Below are 21,904 nucleotides of genomic sequence, written 5' to 3'. Positions count from 1 at the left end.
AGGCATTGCACGCGCCGGCGGCGCACGGCGGTTTGAGGCAACACAAGGTGGCGCCTCGCAGCGCCACACTCGATGTGGGGTTTTGAGCTGGATCAAACCTTGTTGCCAAGGCCGAGGCGTTTGCACAACTCCAGCGTCAGCGCGCTCTGGTTGAGCGTGTAGAAGTGGATGCCCGGCGCGCCGCCGTCGATGAGGCGTTCGCACAACCGCGTGATGACGTCCAGGCCGAAGGCACGGATGCTGGCGGCGTCGTCCATGAAACCTTCCATCTTCATCTGCACCCAGCGCGGGATGTCGATGCCGTCACGCTGCGCGAACTGGGCGATGCGGCCGTAGTTGTGGAAGGGCATGATGCCCGGCACGATGGGCTGGGTGACGCCCAGGCGGCGCGCCTCGTCGACGAAGTGGAAGTAGGCGTCGGCGTTGAAGAAGAACTGCGTGATCGCGCCGTCGGCGCCGGCCTTCATCTTGTCGACGAAGTGCTGCAGGTCGCGCGCCGCATAGCGCTGCTGCGGGTGCACCTCGGGGTAGGCCGCGACCTCGATATGCCAATCCTTGCCCTGGGTCTCGCGGATGAAGCTGACCAGTTCGGAGGCGTAGCGGAACTCGCCCGCCGTGGCCGTGCCGCTGGGCAGGTCGCCGCGCAGCGCGACGACGCGGTGGATGTCCTGGGCACGGTAGGTGGCCAGGATCTCGGCGATGTTCTCGCGCGTGGAGCCCACGCAGCTCAAGTGCGGGGCGGCGTTGAAGCCGGCCGCGGCGATGTCCATCACGGCGCCCAGGGTCTTGTCGCGCGTGGAGCCGCCGGCGCCGTAGGTGACGCTGAAGTACTGGGGCGACATCGCGCCCAGCTCCTGCACGACGGTCTTGAGCTTTTCGACGCCGACCGGCGTGTTCGGGGGGAAAAATTCGAAACTGACAAGGGTGCTCATCGGGAGGCCCACAAGAAGAATTCGCGGTTGCCATCACCGCCGGTGATGGGGCTGTCGAAGTAGTCCAGCACCTTGAGGCCGAGGGCCGTGCAGGCCAGGCGCACGCGGGCTTCCAGTCGCGGGTAGTCGGCCTCGTCCTTGACGAGACCGCCCTTGCCCAGGGCTTGTGGCCCCAGTTCGAACTGCGGCTTGATGAGCACGAGCAGATGGCCGTGCACCTCCAGCCAGGGCAGCAACTCCGGGAGGCTGCCCACCATGGAAATGAAACTCAGGTCGCCGACGATCAGCGTGAAACCGCCCGTCGGCGCGTGCTGGCGCAACACGTCCAGCTCGCGCACATGCACGCCTTCCAGCGCCGTGACGCGCGGGTCGGCCAGCAGCTTGGCATGCAGCTGGCCATGGCCCACGTCCACGCCAACGACATGGCGGGCGCCGTGAGCCAGCAGGCAGTCTGTGAAGCCGCCCGTGCTCTGGCCGACGTCCAGCACAGTGTGCGTGGTGACGTCGAAGCCGACGCGGGTGAGCGCCCCTTCCAGCTTGAGCCCGCCGCGCGACACATAGCGCAGCTCCGCGTCGTCGGTGACGCGCAGCTGCGCCGTCTCGGGCAGGTCCTCGCCGGCCTTCTTCAACATCGCCCAGCCGGTGGGTGAGGCCCATTCGGCGGCGGCGTTCGAGATCAAGCGCTGGGCCACCGAGCGGGTCGGTGCCAGGCCTTGGGCGACGAGGAGCTGGTCAGCGCGCATCGACAATCAGTACCGATAAGTGTCGGGCTTGTACGGGCCGGCCTTGTTGACGCCGATGTAGGCGGCCTGCTCTTCCGTCAGCTCGGTCAGCTGCGCATTCAGCGTGGTCAGCTGCAGGCGCGCGACCTTCTCGTCCAGGTGCTTGGGCAACACATAGACCTGGCCGATGGCGTAGTTGTCCTTGTGCGCGTAGAGCTCGATCTGGGCGATGGTCTGGTTCGCGAAAGAGCTGCTCATCACATAGCTCGGGTGGCCCGTGCCGCAGCCCAGGTTCACCAGGCGGCCCTTGGCCAAGAGAATGATCCGCTTGCCGTCCGGGAAGATCACATGGTCGACCTGGGGCTTGATCTCTTCCCACTCGTACTGCTCCAGCGCCGCGACCTCGATCTCGTTGTCGAAGTGGCCGATGTTGCAGACGATGGCGTTGTTCTTCATCGCCAGCATGTGCTCGTGGCGGATGACGTTCTTGTTGCCGGTCGTCGTCACGAAGATGTCGGCCTTGCTTTGGGCGTACTCCATCGTCACGACGCGATAGCCTTCCATCGCGGCCTGCAGCGCGCAGATGGGGTCGATCTCGGTGACCCACACTTGCGCCGACAGCGCACGCAGCGCCTGGGCCGAGCCCTTGCCCACGTCGCCATAACCGGCCACGACGGCGATCTTGCCGGCGACCATCACATCGGTAGCGCGCTTGATGCCGTCCACCAGCGATTCACGGCAGCCGTAGAGGTTGTCGAACTTGCTCTTGGTGACCGAGTCGTTGACGTTGATGGCGCGGAACAGCAGCGTGCCCTTGGCCGACATTTCCTTCAGGCGGTGCACGCCCGTGGTCGTCTCTTCGGTCACGCCGATGATCTCAGCGCTCTTGCGGGTGTACCAGGTGCCGTCTTCGGCGACCTTCTTCTTGATGGCCGCGAACAGGATGCGCTCTTCCTCGCTGCCGGGGTTGGCCAGCACGGACAGGTCCTTCTCGGCCTTCTGGCCCAGGTGCATCAGCAGCGTCGCGTCGCCGCCGTCGTCCAGGATCATGTTGGGRCCTTCGCCCGCCTCGCCCTTGCCGGCGAATTCGAAGATGCGGTGCGTGTAGTCCCAGTAGTCKKCCAGSGTYTCGCCYTTGWWGGCRAACACSGGCGTGCCGRCGGCGGCMAKCGCGGCGGCGGCGTGGTCYTGYGTCGAGAARATRTTGCACGARGCCCAGCGCACYTCRGCGCCCAGGGCTTGCAGSGTYTCGAYCAGCACGSCSGTCTGGATSGTCATGTGCAGCGAACCGGTGAYGCGTGCGCCCTTGAGCGGCTGGGTCTCGGCGTATTCCTTGCGGATGGCCATCAGCGCCGGCATCTCATGCTCGGCGATCTTGATTTCCTTGCGGCCCCAGTCGGCCAGCGACAGGTCCTTGACGATGTGATTCGTGGTGCTCATGCAGGGCTCCTTCAAGCGAATGAAGCCGCTGGCGGGTCGTACGGGGGGATCAAACCTCACCCAGGCACGGATTGCCAGCGGGTGAGCGCAGTTGCAGGGGGTCAGAACTTCCGAGCCTGGCCTCAATAGGTGCTGAGGTTGCAACGCTCCTCGGAAGGAGGCGGCATTCTAGCCGGCAGCGCTGCGCAGCAGCGAGATGTCCTCGCGTGGCGGCGCGCCAAAAAGGCGACGATATTCACGGCTGAACTGCGAAGGGCTCTCGTAACCAACCCGGTGCGCGGCGCTGGCGGCATCCAGGCCATCGCCCAGCATCAGCCGGCGCGCCTGCTGCAGGCGCAGGTTTTTCTGGAACTGCAGCGGTGACAGGGCGGTCAGCTGCTTGAAGCGCAGGTGCAGCGTCGATGGGCTCATGTGGGCCAGCTCGGCCAGTTCGTCGATGGACAGAGGTTCGGCATAGCGGCGCGACAGCTGCTCGATGACGCGGCCCACGCGGCGGGTGACGCCGTCGGTATGCGCCAGCGAACGCAGCCGCGGGCCCAGCGGGCCGGTCAGCACGCGGTAGAGGATCTCGCGCTGCACCAACGGTGCCAGCGTCTTCAGATCCTGCGGGCTGTCCAGCAGCTGCAGCAGACGCAGGGCCGCGTCCAGCAGCGGCGCGGTGACGGGCGCGACATGCAGGCCGGCGTCGTTGCCTTCAGGCGGTGCATCGCCGTCCAGCAGCAGCTCGGTCAGCGCCTGCGTCTCGCAGCTCAGGCGCATACAGACATAGGGCTTGGCCGGGCTGGCCTCCAGCACTTGGCCGCGCGGCAGCATGGTCATGGGTACGACGAGGCACTGCATGGCGTCGTAATGCACCACGCGCTCGCCGAGCTGCGCGCGCTTGCGGCCCTGCAGCACCAGCACCAGGCCGGGCTCGTAAACCGCCGGCACCGGCTGGGCTGGCGCGCTGGCGCGGATCAGCCGCAGCCAGGGCAGGGCGGTCGTGTGCAGGCCATCTGCGGGCGCGCGGGCCAGGGCCTGCGCGATCGTGCGCTCGCGCAGAGCTTGCAGGTCATCGTCGTTTGGCATGCGGGTGATTGTGCAAACACTTGCCGATGGGCGGCGCAATGCGGGTTCAAGCGCTGGAGGATCGGGCAAACATGCGCCAGCTTTGTGCTGGGCGCGCAGGGTTGAGTTTCCTAAGCTGTCCCCATCCCATTGATGATCCCTTCAAGGAGTTCCACCATGACGCATTCGACCCTTCCCCGCCGCCGCCTCGGCGCTCACGGCCCCGCGGTGTCTGCCCTGGGCCTGGGCTGCATGGGCATGTCTGAGTTCTACGGCCCGGCCGATGATGCCCAGTCGCTGGCCGTGCTGCACCACGCGCTGGACATCGGCATCAACTTCCTCGACACGGCCGACATGTATGGCACCGGCGCCAACGAGCGCCTGCTGTCGCAGTTGCTGGCCATGCGTCGCGACGAGGTGATCGTCGCGACAAAGTTCGGCCATGTGCGTGCGCCGGATGGCGCGGCGGTGCGCATCGACGGCAGCCCGGCCTATGTGCGCGAGGCCTGCGATGCGAGTCTCAAGCGCCTGGGTGTGGACCACATCGACCTCTACTACCAGCACCGCGTCGACAAGAACGTGCCCATCGAAGAAACCGTCGGCGCGATGGCTGAGCTGGTCAAGGCCGGCAAGGTCCGGCACCTGGGCCTTTCGGAGGCCTCGGCCGCGACCATCCGCCGCGCGCATGCGGTGCAGCGAATAGCCGCTGTGCAGACCGAATACTCGCTGTGGAGCCGCGACGTCGAAGCCGAGATCCTGCCCACCTGCCGTGAGTTGGGCATCACGCTGGTGCCCTACAGCCCGCTGGGCCGCGGCTTCCTGACCGGCGCCATCCGTTCGGCCGAGCAACTGGCACCCGACGATCGCCGTCGCATCCATCCGCGCTTCCAGGGCGGCAACCTGGACCACAACCTCGCGCTGGCCGATGCGCTCTCGGCTCTTGCCGAGGAGTGGAGCTACACACCCGCCCAGCTCGCGCTGGCCTGGCTGCTGCACCAGGGCGACGACATCGTGCCCATTCCCGGCACGCGCAGCATCAAGCGGCTCGATGAGAACGCGCTGGCGTCCCACATCCACTTCGATGCCGGCCGGCGCGAGCGCATCGAGGCGCTGCTGGCCGCGCACATAGTGGCCGGCACGCGCTACCCGGCGGCGCAGATGAGTGCGGTCAACGTGTGAGGCTTCGGTAGGCCCAGAAGCGCGGCAGCAGGAAGCCTGTGGCGATCACGCCGAACAGGCAGATCGCGCCACCGATCCAGATCGCCGGCGCCACGCCCCAGGCATCGGCCATGAAGCCGGCCCGCGCGTTGCCGACCAGCGGGCCGGTCAGGTAGCTGATCATCTCGATGCCGGCCAGGCGACCGCGCAATGTGTTGGGGATGGTCTCGTTCCAGATCGTGCCGCGGAACACGCCGCTGACCATGTCTGCGGCGCCGGCCACGGCCAGGCAGGCCAGGCCCAGCATCAGGCTGGGTGCAAAGCCCAGCGCCACGATGCCCAGAGCCCACACCGCCGCCGCGATGACGACCGCGCGGCCGTGGCGGCTGACCTTGCCCGTCCAGCCGCTGAACAGGCCGATGACCAGCGCGCCGACCGACATCGCCGACAGCAGCCAACCCACCGATTCGGTGCGCCCGTCCGCCGCCGCCATCGCCGGGAACAGCGCCACCGGGAAGGCAAAGGCCATCGCGACGATGTCGACGATGTAGGTGCCCATCAGCTCGGGCCGCGCCCACGCGAAGCGCAGGCCTTCGGCAAGATCGGCCAGCAGATGCGGCCGTTCGCCTGGTGCGTCGACCGTGCCGATGGTTTCGCGCGGTATGCGGGCGATGAAGAACAGCGCCGCGATGAAGGTCGCGAGGTCGAAGATGTAGGCACCGACCGCGCCCCATTTCGCCAGCAGGATGCCCGCGAGAGCCGGCCCAGCCACCATGCCCACCGTGCCGCGCACGGAGGACAAGGCTGCGACCGCCGCGAACTCCTCGGGCCGCGCGAGCTTCTGCGTCAGCGCCTCCAGCGCCGGGCGGTGAAAGCCGCTGGCGCCCTGTAGCACCGCCACCAGCGCGTAGATGGCCAGCACGCTCGGCGTGGCGCTCAGCGCATTCATCAGCAGGCCGGCCAGGCACAACGCCATCAAGGCCTCCGAGCCGATCAGCAGACGCTTGCGGTCGACCCGGTCCGCCACCGCGCCGCCCAGTAGGCCGCAGACGACGACGGGAATCAGCTGCACCAGGCCGAGCAGGCCGACCTGGGCGTTGGAGTGCGTCAGCTCATAGAGCTGCCAGGGCACGGCCACATAGCTGACCATGGTGCCCAGGCCCGAGATGAACTGACTGGCGAAGAGGCGGCGAAAGGCGGTGTTGCGGCGCAGCGGCGCGATATCAAGAAGCATTCAGTGAACTTGGCTTTCGAAGCGGGCAAAGCGTGCTTCGAGGTCCCATTGCAGGCGGGCCTTGGTGTGGGTGGAAAGGAAGTCGCGGCAGCGCGCCGTCTTGGGCTCAGCTCCGGTGCGTTCGCCTGTGCAGCTTGCAACGAAGCGGCCGCTGCCGGTGTCGGCCAGCAAAGCCTGACCTTCGACGAAGCCGTAGTGGAGGGCATTGCGCGACAGCTGCTTGAAGTCACGGTAGCTCAGCTTCGGATAGGTGGCCGCGGCGCGCTGGTATTCGTTCGTCAGGTCGATGCGGAACACGCCTTCATCGTCGGCCGACAAGGCCGTGGGCACGCCGAACTGGCGGTACAGCAGGAAGGGGTGCTGATCGCCCTTGAGGTCGTGCACGATGGCATTGCTGGTCAGGTTGATCTCAACCATCACGCCCCGCTTGGCCATCTCGCGCAGCGTGTCGAAGGCGCCGGTCTCCAGGCCGATCGCCTCGCCGTGACCGATGCGGCGCGCACCGGCGACGTCCAGCGCCTGGCGGATGTGGTCCTTGAAATCCTCGGGCGGTACGAGGCCGAATCCGAACTCGCCCGCATGCAGCGTGACCTTCACCTCGGGGTAGAGCTTGCTTAAGCGCCCGATGACGCTCATCTGCTCCTTGTAGTGGCGCAGCGTGCCGGGGTCGTCCTCGGGCGCGACGAGATTGAGCCCGACGTAGCGCGGGTCGGCCTTCACAAGCAGGAAGGCCAGCGCGATCTGCGCATTGACCTGCTCGGGCGGGAAGGTGCGGATGACCTGGGCCAGATAGCGCAGCGCCACGCCGCAGCCCGGCTCGGCATTGGCCTGGTTGCAGTGCGACAGCTCGCGCCAGCGCTTCTCGATGCGGTCCAGCTCGGCGCGCGTGTCGGCGACGATGCGCTGCAGGGCCGGGTGATGGGTCCAGTCGGTGGTGGGCCGGTCGGCGCGAAAGGCACCGGCCTCGGCCGCCGCGATGGCGCGCGCCTTGTCCATGCCCCAGGACTGCAACAGCTCCAGGTAGACCGTGTTCTCCGCGCCGCGGCGGTTGGTCGCCTCACGCAGCATGTCGCCCTCGCGGCCGAGCGTGCCGGGGATGAAGCGGCCGAAGGTGACGAAGGTCTGGTCATGGCCCGACTTGCTGCCGCGCTCGAAGTTGCGTACCGAGTAGGCGTCGACGAGCTGGCTGTAGCGGGCGCTGTCGGCCGCGTAGTCCTTCATCAGGGGCCGCGCCGTGTCGCAGGGCGGGAAACTGATCTGGCCACTGGCCGGGTCCACGCATTTGCCGTCGGCGCTGGCCCAGCCAATGATGTTCTCGGCGTAGATGCTGCCGTCCAGGTGGTTGTGCAGGTCGCCGCCCTTGGGGAAGGCGGCCATGAATTGCCGCAGCAGCCAGGGGTTGCTGCGGGCTTGCTCAAGCGCGCGGGCTGCACCGGCCTCGTCGGCATGGGCCAGCGGGCACAGGGTCAGGGCGAGAAGCAGTGGGGCAAGACGGCGCATGGCGGCAACTCGGGCGGCAATCGTGACCGGGCGATCCTAGGGGTGATCGACCCAAGCGCCGCGATCTCGTAGATCCGGGCACGATGGCGTTGCTGTCGATAAGTCGGATGCGGTACAACGATGTGCTCTCGCCAAGCCCTGCGCCAAGCGTTCGCATGCAGCCAGGGATCGATGCCGCCAATCACAAGCGCGGCGCCCTCCAGCCCGACATGTATGGGCTCCTAGCCTTCGGTGAAATCTTCAAGCTGCATAACGTTGCCGTCCAGTGGCCTGGTTCCGAGCGTAGCGACGGTGACGAATCTGTTCCCGGTGTTCAGAAGATCTCGATCACCGTTGCAGCTGGGGCAAGGCCTTCGCTGACGGCGCGCAGCGTGGCGCGACCGGGGCTGCCGGTGGATTGCAGGATCACCTGTGCATGGCCGTTGAACACGCTGCGTTGCCACGGCCCGGTGGACGTGGTGGTGCGCAGCGTGACCCAGCGCCGGCCGCCCTGCGCGTCGTCGAAGAGCTTGCGCGTGCCACCGGCCGGCGTGGCGAAGACGAGGGTCAGCGTGTTGAGATCGCTCAACTGAGCAGGGTCGAAGTCGATCACGCCCATGCCGTCCTCGCGGCGCGGCGTCTGGGCCTTGCCGTTCAAATAGACCTGCTGGCCCGGCGCGATGTCGCCCACGAACAGCGCCGCGCGGCCAACCCCCGCAGCCGGGCGGGCAAAGCTGGCGTGCACGACGTTCCAGGCGCTGTCGGCCGGCTGCTTCTCGGGCGGCAGCCAGGCGAACGGGTCGCGACCCTTCTCGGCGTCGGCACCGGCCAGCAATGCCGCCGCGTCATCCTGCCGCGCCACGCCCTGCAGGCGCCAGCGGTCGAGCGTCACGTAGCGATGGAACTCGGCCGGCTTGTCGGCCTCGTGCGAGCCCGGGTCGCCGTTGCCCATGCCGATCAGCCGCGCCGGGCCGGACACCTCGAAGCTGATGCGCTGGCTGGCCGTGGGCACCACGCGGCCCTCGCGGTCGACCACGCTGACCCTGACCACCGCCACATCGTCGCCATCGGCGCGGATGCGCGCACGGTCCGCCGTCAGCCGCACGGCGCTGCCGTTGCCCGTGGTGGCCACGGTCTCGGTGACGACGAGTTTGCCGCCCTGGTAGCCGCGCGCCGTCAGGCTGCCCGGCGCATAGGGCACGCTCCATTGCAGATGGGCGTAGCGCGCCAGCGACTTGCGGCCCAGTGAATTGCCGTTCAGCAGCAGCTCGACCTCATCGGTGTTGGCGTAGACGCGCACGTCGATGGGCTGGCCTTCACGGCCGGGCCAGTTCCAGTGCGGCAATACATGGACCATGGGCTCGGCAGTCCAGGCGGCCTTGAGGTACTGGCCGCTGTCCTTCAGCGCGCCGGTCGTGTCCATCATGCCGAACTGCGAGGAGACGGCGGGCCAGCCGTAGGGCGTGGTCTCGCCGCGGTAGTCGAAGCCGGTCCAGAAGAACACGCCGGCCAGGAAGGGGCGCTCGGCGTTGAAGCGCCAGGCCTCTTCGACGGTCGAGGTCGAGTCGCCGCCTGAGCGCTTGTCGTAGGCAGCGATCTGCACGCGGGCCGGGTCGTCGGCGTAGATGCCGCGCGTCGCGTAGGTCAGGCCTTCCTCGGTGACGACTGATGCGCGCTCGGGGAAGCGCTTGTGCATCGCATCGATGTTGTGCTGGCCCTTGTAGTTGAAGCCGATGACCTGCGAGCCGACCGATGTGCCCTCGGCCGCACCCGAGCTGGAGGCGGCCAGCGTCGCGGGCCGGGTCGKATCCAGGCGGCGCACGATGGCCTGCATCTGCTGCGCGAGGCGAGTGCCGATTTCGGAGTTCTCGATGGCCCATTCCTCGTTGCCCACCGACCACAGGATGACCGACGGGTGGTTGCGGTCGCGCCGCACCATGCGCTCCAGCTCGTCGCGGATCTGCGGCGCGGTGCCCATCATGCGGTGCTCGTCGATGACGAGGATGCCGAGGCGGTCGCAGGCGTCCAGCAGCTCGGGCGTGGCCGGATGGTGGGCCGAGCGGATGGCGTTCACGCCCATGCCCTTGAGCATCTTCAGCCGCGCATCGTGCATGGCGTCGGGCAGGGCAATGCCGATGCCGGCGTGGTCCTGGTGGTTGTTGACGCCGTGCAGCTTGACGTGGCGGCCGTTGAGGAAGAAGCCGGCGTTGGCATCGAAGTGGATCGTGCGGATGCCGAAGGGCGTGTCGTAGCTGTCGACCACGCGGCCGTCACTCTTCACGTGGGTCGTCAGCGTGTAGCGCTGCGGCGTTTCCAGAGACCACAGCTGCGGCGCCGTCACGCGCAGCGTCGCGGCCACGTCGGTGCTGGTGTCCACGCCCACGCGCCTTGCCGGTACGCTGGCGCGTGCGACGACGCGCCCGGCGGGGTCGCGCAGCTCGTGCTCCAGGCTGAAGGAGGCGGGCGCCTTGCCGTCGTTACGCACCGTCGTGTCGACGGCCACGTCGGCGCGGCCGCCCGTGACCGTGGCGCGCACGGAGCTGCCCCAGTGGTCCACGCGCAGCGGCTCGGTCTGCGTCAGCCAGACATGGCGGTAGATGCCGGCGCCTTCGTACCACCAGCCTTCCTGTGTGGTGGCGTCCACGCGCACCGCGACGACGTTGCGCCCGCCAAAGTTCAGGTAGTCGGTGATGTCGACGTTGAAGCTTGAGTAGCCGCTGGCCTCGCGGCGCAGGTAGTGGCCGTTGACCCAGACCACGCTGTCACGGAAGACACCGTCGAACTCCAGCGCGATGCGCTTGCCGCGTGCCGACTGGGGAAGAGCCAGCTCACGGCGGTACCAGCCGACGCTGTTCTCGGGGAAGCTCCGGCCGATGGCCTTGGAGCCATGCAGCGAACTGCCGCGCGCGTCGAAGGGCAGTTCCACCGCCCAATCGTGCGGCAAGTCCAGGCGGCGCCAACTGCGGTCGTCGAACTCGGCCCCCGCAGGGCCGTCGCCAAAACCGGCCTTGGCGAAGAAGAAGGAGCCCGTGCCGTGGTTGAAGTCCTGCGCCGGGTCATGCGCATGGCCCAGCGCAAAACGCCAGCCGTCATCGACGCGGGTGCGCTGGCGCGCGCCATCAGCGGCAGTGGCGCTGCCGACGGCAAGGGCCAGTGCAAGGCCCCAGAAGACCCAGGAGAAGGGGCGAAGTGGTCTCATCTTGATGTTTGACGTTGGGGTCATGGTTTGCTCGGATTCGCTTCGGCTGCCTATCGCGGCCAATGCAGCAGGCCAGCGTTGCGGGCATAACCGACCACCTCGGTGACGCGTGCCACGAAGGTCGGGCTGATGTTGCCGTTGCCGTTGGCGTCGGCGTACTGGTTCCAGCTGGCGGGAATGCGCACGGTCTTGAGGCAGGCCGCATGAAGGTGCTCGGCCGGTTGTCTCCTCCGGACACGAGCGTTATTGAAGGATGTGGCTCAGTGCGTGGACCTACATCCCGACAACGACGACGGACTTGGGCGAAAGTTCCAGCGCCGGGCCTTGCGGGTCGGCATGGCGGAGAACGGCACCGGTGTGATGACCTGCGGCTGCTCTAAGGTGTTGTGCGCGTCCATGGCGACTGCGGTCAGCAACTGGCCCTTGGCTGCGGGTGTGAGGTGGGTCGTCACTCGGATCGCGGTGCCGTCACCAAAGGGCAAAACGCGCTCGGCCATGACGCTGTTGCCCTTCAGCGCGCGCGCGACATCTTGACCTTGAGCATGATGGGCTCCGCCATCAGGTTCAGGCCGCTGTCGACCTGGTCGCCGTTCCAGACGCGCTCCATCTGCCAGCGGCCCTTGTCGTCAAAGCTGCCTTCCTCGACACGCAGCATGAAGCCGCTTGCTTGCGGCCCGCCTTCCATGCGCACGCGGGTGCGCTGGCCAACGATGAGGAACTCGTCGTCGCCGATCTGCGCAATGGCCACGCCGCCGCCGGGCTGTTCGGTGCCGGCCGGCCGCTCGTCCTTGCTGTCCCATGCAAGGTCCCAGAACTGCCATTGGCGGTAGGTCAGCTTGGCGACCCAGCCGCCCGGCAGTTCCAGCGACTGGGGCTTGCGGTCGTCGCCTTCAGCGGCGCCGCGCGTGCGGCCCTCGAAGGCCCACTGCGCCCACTGGCGCTGGATGGGCCGGAAGGCGCCGAAGACGCGTGCGAAGGGCTCGACCATGGTCTTGTCGGCGCGCTTGGAGCCCAGCGGGAAGTTGGCGTAGTTGAAGTAGTCCAGGCCGAAGGGCGCCACACCCAGGGTGCCGCGGCCCAGCGCCGCGTAGATCCAGCGCGCATAGCCCTCGGCATTGCCGATCTCGGGAATCCACAGCGCGTTGTCCGGCCGCTGGTACAGGCGCATGTTGGCCTTGATCCCCTCGGAGTTGGGCGTATAGATGTCGGGCGCGACGATGTCGATGGCGGGCGCGGCGGCCTTGTAGATGTCGATGACGTCCCAGACCGGTCCACCGCTGGCGAAGTTGCCCTGCCATGGCTTGGGCGGCTGTTCCAGCGCCTCGCGCAGCGCGCCGTTGACGTACATCGGCAGGTCGTAGACGGCGCGGCCGGCCTTGGCGATCTCGCCGATGTAGCGGGCGATGGCCCAGGCGTGGAAGTACTCGTCGGCGTAGTCGCCATAGACCTCGCGCCAGTTGCCCGATGCGGCGGCCTTGGGCTTCTGACGCGCCACCACTTCGGCGGGCACCGGCTGCTCGAAGGCCGCCTGGGCGGCTGGCGCGAAGTCGCGCACGAGGCCGTAGGTGCCGGCCTCGTTCTCGACCTGAACCATCAGCACGGTGCGCTCGGTCGCGTCGATCTTCTTCAGGTGGGCCATGAGCGCCACGAAGGCGCGCTTGTCGGACTTGAGCGTCTCTTCGCCGAAGGGGCTGAAACAGAAGTTGGGCTTGCCATCACGGTCCAGCATGGAAGGGAAGCGCTTCCCATTGAGCTTGACCCAGTCGGGGGTGTACGAGCCGCCGGTGTTCTTCCAGGTCGCGAACCACAACAGCACGAGGCGCTTGTCCTGCTGCCGCGCTTCCTTGACCAGGACGTCGAGGAAGCTGAAGTCGAATTGGCCTTCCTGGGGCTCGACCTGCTGCCAGGCCACCGGCATCAGCACGGTGTTGGCATGCGCATCGTTGGCCGCGGCCCAGACCTTGCCCAGGGCCTTGGGATAGTTGCTGGAGTTGTGCGCCTGGGCGCCGAGCATCAGGAAGGGTTTGCCGTCGACGAGCAGGGCATGGTGGCCGTCGCGCTGCACGAGGCGCGGGGCTTCGGCGGCGCTGACGGGCGTGATCAGCACTGCGGCGAGCAGCGCCGCGATCAAGGTGGTCTTCTTCATGGTTGACGCTTTGCACGGCCAGGCGCGCCTTACGGTTTCGCAGGGCCGGTCAGGCGCAGCATCAGCACGCTGTGTGGCGCCAGCCGCGCTTCCAGTTTGCCGCTGGTGTCGCCCGTCTTCTTGCTCCACAGGTCGGACCAGCGGTAGACGGCCTGCTTGAAATCGACCGACCGCTTGCTCAGGTCATCGCCCAGGACCTGCTTCTTCCAGTCATGGTGAACGTCGGCAGGCTGGTTGGAGCGGTTCAGGAACATCAGTGCCCAATCCCCGCCGTCGAGCGGCTTGGCATAGAACTCCAGTGGGCCGTCGACCAGAACGCGGAGCGCCTGCACACCCAGCTTGTCCTGGCTCACCGCGATCACGCCGGGGTTGGTCAGGATGCGGCGGGTCGACTCGGACATGGAACGCAGGTCGTTGCCCAGGATGAGGGGCGAGGCCAGCATGGCCCAGATCGACAGATGGGCGCGGTCTTCATCCTCGCTCATGCCATTGCCCACTTCGAGCATGTCCATGTCGTTCCAGTGGCCGGGCCCTGCGAAGTTGCGCAGGTTGGCGTCAGCGTGCTTGTCGAGGATGCGCAGCACGCCCAGACCCGTCGAGAAACCGGGATTGAACTGGCAGTCGAAGCAGTTGTAGATGTCGGGCGTGGTGCGCCACAGATGGCCGACCTTGCCGGCCCACTCCCACGGCTTGCTCATGCCCCATTCGCAAATGCTGAACACCATCGGGCGGCCCGCCTTGGCGATCGCGTCGCGCATCGTGGTGTAGGCCGGTTCGGCGCTCATGCCTGGGGTGTTGCACCAGTCGTACTTGACGTAGTCGATGCCCCAGCGCGCATAGACCAGCGCATCCTGATATTCGTGGCCGCGGCTGCCGGGACGGCCGCCGCAGGTGGCATCGCCGGCATCCGAGTAGATACCCAGCTTGAGTCCCTTGCCATGGACATAGTCCGCCAGCGCTTTCATGCCGGATGGGAAGCGCTTGGCGTCGGGCTGGATGTTGCCCTCGGCGTCGCGCTGGCCTTGCCAGCAATCGTCAATGTTCACGTACTGGTAGCCGGCGTCCTTCATGCCTGACTTGACCATGGCATCGGCGGTCTCGCGGATCAGGCGTTCGTCGATATCGCAGGCAAATTTGTTCCAGCTGTTCCAGCCCATGGGCGGGGTGAGGGCCAGGCCTTCAGCCTTTTGCGCCCAGCTATTGCCTGCCGCGCCAAGGAATAGGGTCAACGCCGCGGCGGCCATCATTGCCCAGCTGTGGAACAGCGACTTGTGTGTTGTGTGCTTTGTTTTCATTTCTGAATCACTCTCAGTTCGATCAGTTCAATCAGTTGCAGGCAGCAATCGGCCGGCACGCTTTGGCCTCGCCACCACCGCCAGGCTCGGCTGGATGGTGGGCGACACGACAAGATAGGCCGCCACGCGCACCAGGTCCGGACCGTCCAACAGAACGCTTTTGGTCATACCACGTAGATGGAGCCGCACGCCTTCCGCCGTTCGGCGCCAAGCAGAACCGTCGGACCGCGCGTCCGCCTGCAACTGCCCGGCAGCGTCGAGCGCCGAAGGTTGCTGCCCTGTCGCGCGCGTCGGCGAGCGTGCCTACTAACGCGCAGGCCAGCACTCCTTCGGAGAAATTGTTGTGTTCGTCCTGGCCCAGGAACATACGGCTCTCGTTGCTTTTGCGGATTGACTAATCGGTTGATCAATTTTTAATTAACCGATTAATCAGCCGATCAAAAAAGGTGCGGCCACGCCGCACGCGCATCTTAAATTGGTCGACCAGTTAAGCTGACTAGGGGAAAACCTAGCCACCTCCGCACGTGTCAAGGGATGGTCAGCGGCTCGCTCCGCGGTCCTGGCAAGGTCCGCCTGTGGACGATCTCGACGGGCAGGACGATGTCGCGAGGGCCCTCGTAGGCCTCGCCACGGCGCTGCGCCTCGATCAGCTGCATCAGGGCCTCGACCGCACGACGACCTATCTCAAGCAGGGGCTGGCGCACGGTCGTCATGCCCAGTGCGCGGGCCATCAAGGTGTCATCGAAGCCTGCAATGGAGATGTCCCGAGGAACGCTCAACCCGCAGCTCTGCAGCGCCTCGATGCAGCCGAAGGCGATGTCGTCGCTGCCACAACAGACGGCCTCGGGCAACGGCTGACCGCGGTGCCGTTGCAGCCATTCCCGCATGGCCTGCCTACCCCCTTCGGCGGTGAACCACGTGCGGATCAGATGGTCGGGCGCAACTTCCACTGCGGCTTCGGCATGGGCGCGCAGGAAGCCATCGACACGGACGTCCGCGCCCTTGACGTTCACCGGACCACCCATGCAGAGGATCCGGCGATAGCCAAGCTCAAGCATGTGGCGTGCAATGGCATAGCCGCCTGCTTCATCGTCGGCCTCGACGTTCACCTGGGCCTGCAATAGCGGGCCAGCGTGGATCGTGACCATGGGCGTATGCGGTGGCAGCCAAGTCGTGCTGTCATCTTCCAGCTGACGCGCCAGCACGACGAGCCCGTCGACGCGTCCGTCGCACAACGCAGGGATGCGCTTGGGCGCTTCTTCCCAGCCGCCGAGCGGAAAGATGGATGTGCTCTGTTGGGCTTGCGTCGCGCCCCGCACGACGCCGTTGAAAATTTCCAGGAAATAGAGGTTGGGCTCCTCATTGGCAATGTTGGCGACGAAGCCGATGGCATTGGTGCGTTGAAACGTCAGCGCACGCGCGGTCGCGTTGGGCCGGTAGCTCAAGCGTGCCGCCGCCGCGAGGACCCGTTCACGCGTCTCGACCGACACGCGCGTCGAACCCTTCGCACCGCTGAGCGCGGAGGACGCCGCCGCACTAGAAACCCCCGCTTCTCGCGCGACGTCAGCAAGCGTGGGCAACTTGTGACGACGGCTCTTCGGCGGCTTGGACGGCGGGGGTATCGGAGCGGACACTTCCGGGGCTGGAGACGGGGCGAGGCACTCTAGCATCGCGTCTGGCTGGAACCGCTGGAGTCCTTCAGTCGAATCAATGCTGCCAAGGCAGCTCTGTGCTTACCTTCGCCAGCTTGCGGCCGACCGTGGTCACTGTCGGACCTGACGTCTTCGTGGCTGATGGTCGTCAACGAAGGCCGTTAACCTATGTGGTCAGAGCCCGATGCTCGCCATTTGCAGGCTGACTTGCTGGTGAAGAGGCTTTCCGTGAAATGGGACCGTCAGTTGCTGGCCGCTAGCCGCCCCGTCAAGCACTCGTCCTTCGCATCAGCCGGCCTCGACCCCCAAGAACTCCGCCAGCCGCGTCCGCTCCACCTCCAGCGCTGGTTTGAAGGCCGCGTCGCGGGGTGCGCGGCCGGCCACATAGCCGCAGTCCACTTTCAGTCGCCCGCCCTTCACGCTGGCATTGGCCCAGCCGACGACCTGGTCGCGCCACAGCAGCGGCAGCGCGTAATGGCCACGCACCCTCTTAGCCGGGGGCGTGTAGGCCTCGAAGCGGTAGGCCCAGCCCCACAGCAGCTCGAAACGGCGGCGGTCCCAGACGACAGGATCGAAGGGCGCGAGCAGCCGCACCTGCGAGGGGATGCGCCAGCCGCGCGTCGGGTCTTCATTCGCCGGCCAGTACCAATCCACGCCGTCGATGCGCGTGTGGGCCAGGCGCTCCTTCGCGCGGGCGATCGTCGCCGGCGCCAGCTCGCGCCACTGGTGCGCGCCGTGGAACAGCATGCGGATGAGCTGGGACAGGCTGCCGGCCGGCAGGGGGGCGTATTTCTGCACCAGCACATCGGCCAGCGCGTCCATGGCCGTCTGCGGGTCGGGGTGGGCTTCCCAGGTCGGACCGAGTCGGTAGACGCGCGTGCCGCTGTCGCGCCGCACGACGTCGAGATGGCCGCGGTAGTGCAAGCCGTCCAGCAGCTCGGTGGACAGCCGGCTGTTACCGCCAAACCAGTTCTTCACCTGTCCGTGGCCCAGCGCCGCGTCGACCTCGGCGGGATGGGCCTCGCCCAGGCGCTCGACCTCGGCCAGCACGGCGTTGGCGAGCTTCCAGCGCGGCTTGTCCCACACACGACGCGTCGTGCGCGGGTGCATCAGCGCGCGCAGCTCGGGCGTGACGAAGCCGTAGTTGATGAAGAAGTCTTCCTGCAGCGGCAGGCGCGGGTAGCGGCGCTCCAGGTCGCCGGCGCGGTAGTCCTTGACGCGGTGGCGCAGCGTCAGGTCCTGCGCCCTGGCGGGGGCGCGCAGCGGGTCGGCCTGCACAAAGCCGCCGAGCTTCTCGACGGCCTTGACCAGGGTGGTGGGCGTGAACAGGCTGCGCGCGACGGCATGGCGGCGCAGGGTGCTGAGATCAAGGCTGGCGGGCATCGCTAGGCGGGGGCTGCTTGCGGGCGAACATGTCTGCATCGGCATGCCGGAGCAGGCTCTCGGTGTCCTGGCCGTCGTCGGGGTAGAGGGCGATGCCGAAGCTTGCCGCCACCTGGAAGTCGGCCGGTGCCAGGCCCGCCAGGCTTTCCAGCGGCATGCGCATGCTGGCCTCGAGGTGGTCGCGCGCGGCTTCGGCGTCGGCGCGGTTCTCGACCGAGTCCAGCAGCATGACGAATTCGTCGCCGGCATAGCGGGACACGATGTCGCCGATGCGCACGCCGGCCCGCAGCCGCTGGCCGACCTCCTTCAGCACCGCGTCGCCCACGCCATGGCCAAAGCGCTTGTTGACGTCCTTGACGCGATCGAGGTCGACGAACATGACGGCGAAGGGCCAGCGGTCGCCGCGCCGGCGCTGCTGCAGGATGCGGTCCTCGATGCGGCGCAGGATGGCGCTGCGGTTGGACAGGCCCGTCAACTGGTCGGTCAGCAAGCGCCTTTGCATGTCGGCGAAGCTGCGCGCGAGCTCGCCGAGTTCGTCGGTGCGGTGCACCTCGGGCGGCTCGTCGAGCACGCCCTCGCCCACGCGCCGGGCGGCGTCGGCCAGCTCGCGCAGCTCACGGGTGACGATGCCCAGCACCGCCCAGCCCAGGCCCAGGGCGATGACGACGCCCAGGCCCGCGAGCACGCCGGCCTGCACGAAGTTGCGCTGCACGCCAACCAGGAAGTCGGCGCGCGGCACGGCGACGATGATGAGCCAGTTCAAGCCCAGGGCAGGGTCGACGCGGGCATAGCCGAGCTGCACGACGCGGCCATCGATATCGGCAAAGCTCGCCGTGCGCGGCGCGGTGCCCAGGGCCTCGGCGCCGGCCGCCGTGCGTTGGCGCACTGCCTCGAAGGCGGCAACAACGAGGGCGTCGGGGCTCTGCGCGGCGTTCAGCCTTTCGTGCTGGCCGACGGCCAGCGTCTTCATGTGTGCGCCGCGTGACACGCCGACGAGTTGCCCATCGCCTTCCACGACCATGGCGACGGCGTTCTCGCTCAGCGCCAGCCGCTGCAGCAGGGCATTGACCTGCTTGAGCGACAGGTCGGTGGCGGCCACGCCCTCGGGTTCGCCGACGTCGTTGCCCACGCGCTTGGTGCGCGTCGTGACCAGATCCAGGGTCTTGAAGTCGATGTAGACCGGCGTCCAGCTCAGCGGCGCCGGGTTGGCCAGTGCGGCCTGGTACCAGGGGCGCTCGCGCGGCTCGAACACCTTGTCCTCGGTGACCGGCGAGCGCATGTCGCCGGTGATGCCGCTGAGGCGGTAGATGGTGCGCGGGCCGGTGCCCGCGGTGCGCACGCGCAGCTCGGCCTCCAGTTCGGAGAAGCGCCACAGGCCAAGGAAATGACCCTGGCGGTCGCCGTAGTAGACGTAATTGTTGGGATCCCGGTGCACCGAGGTCGCCAGCCAGAAGCGGTTGCGCAGCGTGTCCAGCTCGCGGGGCAGGTTCTCCGGTACCGACAGGCCGGTGGGGAAGGCCGCCTCCAGCACGGCATCGGCCCCGCCGACATGGCGCTCCAGCGACACGGAGATGCGGTTCACGGCCTCGACCAGGAGCTGGCCCGACAAGGTGTTCACCGTGTCGCGCCCGGCGCGCCAGGACAGCGTGCCCACCAGCAGCACCAGACCCAGCACCAAGACGACATAGGGCAGCGTCAGCAGGCTGCGCAGGCTCAGTCGGTCGGTCAGCGCCCTGATCGGCAAGGAAGGAACTCCAGGCAGGTTGAATGTGGCGGCGGCAGGTTAGCAGGGGTGGGCGCCGCGGCGTAGCCCCTCGGAGCCCCGTCATCGGGGCGTTTGGCGCGGCGCACTAGAATTCAAGGTTGCCCTGCGGTTTTTGCGGCCGCCCATCCAAGGAATTCAACGTGTTCATCTCCAACGCCTACGCCCAGGCCGCCCCGGCTGCCGCCAGTTCCGACAACGGCCTGCTCGGCATGCTGCCCCTGGTGCTGATGTTCGTCGTGCTCTATTTCGTCATGATCCGGCCGCAGATGAAGCGCCAGAAGGAGCACAAGGCCATGATCGAGGCAGTGCAAAAGGGCGACGAGGTTGTCACGGCCGGCGGCATCATCGGCAAGGTCGCCAAGCTGGGTGACAACTTCATCCACCTGGAAGTCGCCAACGGCGTCGAGCTGCAGATCCAGCGCAGCGCCGTCACCCAGGTTCTCCCTAAGGGCAGCTTGAAGTAATCGGCCCTGCGCCCATCTCCCGGGCCACGGCCGCCCGGGCGCTGCTGATTACGCCGTGCAGGCGCATACAAGGAAGTCCCCATGAACCGCTATCCGCTCTGGAAGTACGCGATCCTGCTCGTCGCGCTGCTGATCGGCACTCTGTACACCCTGCCCAATCTGTTCGGCGAAGCGCCGGCGGTGCAGGTGTCCAGTGCCAAGGTGACCGTCAAGGTCGACAACTCGATGACCACCCGCATCGAGGCCGCACTGCAGCAAGCCGGCATCAAGGCGGACTTCGTCCAGTTCGACGGCAACTCGGTCAAGGCGCGCTTTGGCGACACCGACACCCAGCTCAAGGCCAAGGACGTCATCAGCAAGGAGCTCAACCCCAATGCTGCCGAGCCGACCTACATCGTCGCGCTGAACCTGCTGTCGCGTTCGCCGCAATGGCTGGCCAGCCTGCATGCCAACCCGATGTACCTGGGCCTGGACCTGCGCGGCGGCGTGCACTTCCTGATGCAGGTCGACATGAAGGCGGCACTGACCAAGAAGGCCGAGTCGCTGACCGGCGATGCACGCAGCATGCTGCGTGACAAGAACATCCGCCACGCCGGCATCAGCCGCGACGGCAACACGGTGGTCATCGCCTTTCGCGACGCCGAACAGCGCGCCGCCGCCACCGAGTTGCTGCAGACGCAGCTGCCTGATGTCGTCTGGACGCCGCAGGGCGAAGGCAGCGAGCTGCAGCTGTCCGGCAGCCTGGCGCCCAAGGCCCAGGTCGCGGTGCAGGACGCCGCCATCAAGCAGAACATCACCACTCTGCACAACCGCGTCAACGAGCTCGGCGTGGCCGAGCCCGTCATCCAGCAGCAGGGCGCCGACCGCGTCGTCGTGCAGCTGCCGGGCGTGCAGGACACTGCCAAAGCCAAGGACATCATCGGCCGCACCGCCACGCTGGAGCTGCGCATGGTGGACGACGGCAGCGAGTCGCTGGAGGCGCTCAAGGGCAACGGGCCCGTGCCCTTCGGCACCGAGCGCTTCATCGACCGCGGCTTCGGCCCCATCATCGTCAAGCGCCAGGTGGTGCTGACCGGTGACGCCCTCGTCGATGCTCAGCCCGGCTTCGACGAGAACCACTCGCCGTCGGTCGACCTGACGCTGGACGCCAAGGGCGCCCGCATCATGAAGGACCTGTCGCGCGAGAACGTCGGCAAGCGCATGGCCATCATCCTGTTCGAGAAGGGCAAGGGCGAGGTCGTGACGGCTCCGGTCATCCGCAGCGAATTGAGCGGTGGCCGCATCAAGATCAGCGGCGCGATGACGACCCAGGAAGCCAGCGACACAGCCCTGCTGTTGCGCGCCGGGTCCCTCGCCGCGCCGATGGAGATCATCGAAGAGCGCACCATCGGCCCGAGCCTGGGCAAGGAGAACATCGAGAAGGGCATCGCCAGCGTCACGTGGGGCTTTGCCGCGGTGGCCGCCTTCATGTGCGTCTACTACCTGCTGTTCGGCGTGTTCTCGTCGCTGGCGCTGGGCTTCAACCTGCTGCTGCTGATCGCGGCGCTGTCGATGATGCAGGCCACGCTGAGCCTGCCGGGCATCGCCGCCATTGCGCTGGTGCTGGGCATGGCCATCGACTCCAACGTGCTGATCAACGAGCGCGTGCGCGAGGAACTGCGTGGCGGCGAATCGCCCCAGCAGGCCATCCGCCTGGGCTACGAACGCGCCTGGGCCACCATCCTGGACTCCAACGTGACGACGCTGATCGCCGGTGTCTCGCTGCTGGTGTTCGGCTCCGGCCCGATCAAGGGCTTTGCCGTCGTGCATTGCCTGGGCATCCTGACCTCGATGTTCTCGTCCGTCGTGTTCTCGCGCGGCCTGGTGAACCTCTGGTACGGCCGCCAGAAGAAGCTCAAGAGCGTGTCCATCGGGCAGATCTGGAGGCCCGACGCCGACAAGCCCGCCGCCGAGACGACCGACGTCGCCGCCAAGGCCTGAGAAAGCTA

16 protein-coding genes, 1 pseudogene and 1 riboswitch are annotated in these 21,904 nt (G+C 67.2%); of the genes and pseudogenes, 3 read left to right on the top strand and 14 right to left on the bottom strand.

The genetic code is table 11. From position 1 onward, the window contains the following. Nucleotides 1-92: 92 nt before the first annotated feature. The 4 genes from metF to ACXJKM_RS12245 all read right to left on the bottom strand — a co-directional run bounded on the left by metF (nucleotide 93) and on the right by ACXJKM_RS12245 (nucleotide 4,162). Complete coding sequence (metF, locus tag ACXJKM_RS12260; protein ID WP_457352611.1) at nucleotides 93-932, bottom strand: methylenetetrahydrofolate reductase [NAD(P)H]; 840 nt, start codon at nucleotides 930-932, stop codon at nucleotides 93-95. After that, on the bottom strand, nucleotides 929-1,675 hold the full coding sequence (locus ACXJKM_RS12255; protein ID WP_056192440.1) for a TlyA family RNA methyltransferase: 747 nt from the start codon (nucleotides 1,673-1,675) through the stop codon (nucleotides 929-931). Before ACXJKM_RS12255 ends, metF begins: the two co-directional genes overlap by 4 nt. Before the next feature lie 6 nt (nucleotides 1,676-1,681). After that, complete coding sequence (gene ahcY, locus ACXJKM_RS12250) at nucleotides 1,682-3,094, bottom strand: adenosylhomocysteinase (RefSeq protein WP_457352609.1); 1,413 nt, start codon at nucleotides 3,092-3,094, stop codon at nucleotides 1,682-1,684. Between the two features lie 76 nt (nucleotides 3,095-3,170). Then, a riboswitch (S-adenosyl-L-homocysteine riboswitch) is annotated at nucleotides 3,171-3,252 on the bottom strand. Between the two features lie 10 nt (nucleotides 3,253-3,262). Then, entirely contained in the window at nucleotides 3,263-4,162 is a 900-nt protein-coding gene (locus ACXJKM_RS12245; RefSeq protein ID WP_056192446.1) for an AraC family transcriptional regulator, read from the bottom strand. 156 nt (nucleotides 4,163-4,318) lie between these two features. On the opposite strand from ACXJKM_RS12245, the gene ACXJKM_RS12240 reads away from it, so the two are divergent. Further along, nucleotides 4,319-5,320: an aldo/keto reductase gene (locus ACXJKM_RS12240; RefSeq protein ID WP_457352607.1), complete on the top strand. Its 1,002-nt coding sequence runs from the start codon at nucleotides 4,319-4,321 to the stop codon at nucleotides 5,318-5,320. Here the strand turns inward: ACXJKM_RS12240 and ACXJKM_RS12235 are convergent. The 10 genes and pseudogenes from ACXJKM_RS12235 to ACXJKM_RS12190 all read right to left on the bottom strand — a co-directional run bounded on the left by ACXJKM_RS12235 (nucleotide 5,310) and on the right by ACXJKM_RS12190 (nucleotide 19,431). After that, on the bottom strand, nucleotides 5,310-6,533 hold the full coding sequence (locus ACXJKM_RS12235) for an MFS transporter (RefSeq protein WP_457352606.1): 1,224 nt from the start codon (nucleotides 6,531-6,533) through the stop codon (nucleotides 5,310-5,312). The genes ACXJKM_RS12240 and ACXJKM_RS12235 overlap by 11 nt on opposite strands. Next, on the bottom strand, nucleotides 6,534-8,033 hold the full coding sequence (locus ACXJKM_RS12230; RefSeq protein WP_457352604.1) for a hypothetical protein: 1,500 nt from the start codon (nucleotides 8,031-8,033) through the stop codon (nucleotides 6,534-6,536). It lies immediately after the preceding gene. A gap of 313 nt (nucleotides 8,034-8,346) precedes the next feature. Then, nucleotides 8,347-11,211, bottom strand: a complete 2,865-nt coding sequence (galA, locus tag ACXJKM_RS12225; protein WP_457352602.1) for a beta-galactosidase GalA — start codon at nucleotides 11,209-11,211, stop codon at nucleotides 8,347-8,349. 50 nt (nucleotides 11,212-11,261) lie between these two features. Beyond that, nucleotides 11,262-11,414: pseudogene (locus ACXJKM_RS12220) on the bottom strand (cellulase family glycosylhydrolase); the annotation flags it as partial. 57 nt (nucleotides 11,415-11,471) lie between these two features. Next, nucleotides 11,472-11,708: a hypothetical protein gene (locus tag ACXJKM_RS12215; protein WP_457352600.1), complete on the bottom strand. Its 237-nt coding sequence runs from the start codon at nucleotides 11,706-11,708 to the stop codon at nucleotides 11,472-11,474. Nucleotides 11,709-11,722: 14 nt separating this feature from the next. Beyond that, a complete protein-coding gene (locus ACXJKM_RS12210) occupies nucleotides 11,723-13,357 on the bottom strand; it encodes a DUF5597 domain-containing protein (RefSeq protein ID WP_457352598.1) in 1,635 nt (544 codons plus the stop codon). Between the two features lie 29 nt (nucleotides 13,358-13,386). Continuing rightward, nucleotides 13,387-14,652 (bottom strand): glycoside hydrolase family 27 protein, encoded by a 1,266-nt coding sequence (locus ACXJKM_RS12205; protein WP_457352596.1) that lies wholly within the window; start codon nucleotides 14,650-14,652, stop codon nucleotides 13,387-13,389. Between the two features lie 527 nt (nucleotides 14,653-15,179). Beyond that, nucleotides 15,180-16,232: a LacI family DNA-binding transcriptional regulator gene (locus ACXJKM_RS12200; protein WP_457352594.1), complete on the bottom strand. Its 1,053-nt coding sequence runs from the start codon at nucleotides 16,230-16,232 to the stop codon at nucleotides 15,180-15,182. Nucleotides 16,233-16,592: 360 nt separating this feature from the next. Continuing rightward, on the bottom strand, nucleotides 16,593-17,687 hold the full coding sequence (locus ACXJKM_RS12195) for a DNA glycosylase AlkZ-like family protein (protein ID WP_457352592.1): 1,095 nt from the start codon (nucleotides 17,685-17,687) through the stop codon (nucleotides 16,593-16,595). Beyond that, the gene (locus ACXJKM_RS12190) at nucleotides 17,671-19,431 is read right to left on the bottom strand and encodes a diguanylate cyclase domain-containing protein (RefSeq protein WP_457352590.1); all 1,761 of its coding nucleotides are present in this window, start codon (nucleotides 19,429-19,431) and stop codon (nucleotides 17,671-17,673) included. The genes ACXJKM_RS12195 and ACXJKM_RS12190 overlap by 17 nt, the downstream gene beginning before the upstream one ends. 161 nt (nucleotides 19,432-19,592) lie before the next feature. On the opposite strand from ACXJKM_RS12190, the gene yajC reads away from it, so the two are divergent. Together yajC and secD are read left to right on the top strand one after the other, a co-directional pair. Beyond that, a complete protein-coding gene (gene yajC, locus ACXJKM_RS12185) occupies nucleotides 19,593-19,916 on the top strand; it encodes a preprotein translocase subunit YajC (RefSeq protein ID WP_056205313.1) in 324 nt (107 codons plus the stop codon). A gap of 81 nt (nucleotides 19,917-19,997) precedes the next feature. Further along, nucleotides 19,998-21,896, top strand: coding sequence for a protein translocase subunit SecD (secD, locus tag ACXJKM_RS12180; protein ID WP_457352588.1), 1,899 nt, complete (start codon nucleotides 19,998-20,000; stop codon nucleotides 21,894-21,896). Nucleotides 21,897-21,904: the final 8 nt, after the last annotated feature.

It is taken from the genome of Roseateles sp. P5_D6, from assembly GCF_054049415.1.
This window is presented reverse-complemented; position numbering and strand designations above follow the sequence as displayed.

Bases quoted from the DNA above. Each gene is read 5' to 3' on its own strand.
- metF (WP_457352611.1), bottom strand. From the start codon at position 932: ATGAGCACCCTTGTCAGTTTCGAATTTTTCCCCCCGAACACGCCGGTC.
- ACXJKM_RS12255 (WP_056192440.1), bottom strand. From the start codon at position 1,675: ATGCGCGCTGACCAGCTCCTCGTCGCCCAAGGCCTGGCACCGACCCGC.
- ACXJKM_RS12245 (WP_056192446.1), bottom strand. From the start codon at position 4,162: ATGCCAAACGACGATGACCTGCAAGCTCTGCGCGAGCGCACGATCGCG.
- ACXJKM_RS12240 (WP_457352607.1), top strand. From the start codon at position 4,319: ATGACGCATTCGACCCTTCCCCGCCGCCGCCTCGGCGCTCACGGCCCC.
- ACXJKM_RS12235 (WP_457352606.1), bottom strand. From the start codon at position 6,533: ATGCTTCTTGATATCGCGCCGCTGCGCCGCAACACCGCCTTTCGCCGC.
- ACXJKM_RS12230 (WP_457352604.1), bottom strand. From the start codon at position 8,033: ATGCGCCGTCTTGCCCCACTGCTTCTCGCCCTGACCCTGTGCCCGCTG.
- ACXJKM_RS12215 (WP_457352600.1), bottom strand. From the start codon at position 11,708: ATGGCCGAGCGCGTTTTGCCCTTTGGTGACGGCACCGCGATCCGAGTG.
- ACXJKM_RS12210 (WP_457352598.1), bottom strand. From the start codon at position 13,357: ATGAAGAAGACCACCTTGATCGCGGCGCTGCTCGCCGCAGTGCTGATC.
- ACXJKM_RS12205 (WP_457352596.1), bottom strand. From the start codon at position 14,652: ATGAAAACAAAGCACACAACACACAAGTCGCTGTTCCACAGCTGGGCA.
- ACXJKM_RS12195 (WP_457352592.1), bottom strand. From the start codon at position 17,687: ATGCCCGCCAGCCTTGATCTCAGCACCCTGCGCCGCCATGCCGTCGCG.
- secD (WP_457352588.1), top strand. From the start codon at position 19,998: ATGAACCGCTATCCGCTCTGGAAGTACGCGATCCTGCTCGTCGCGCTG.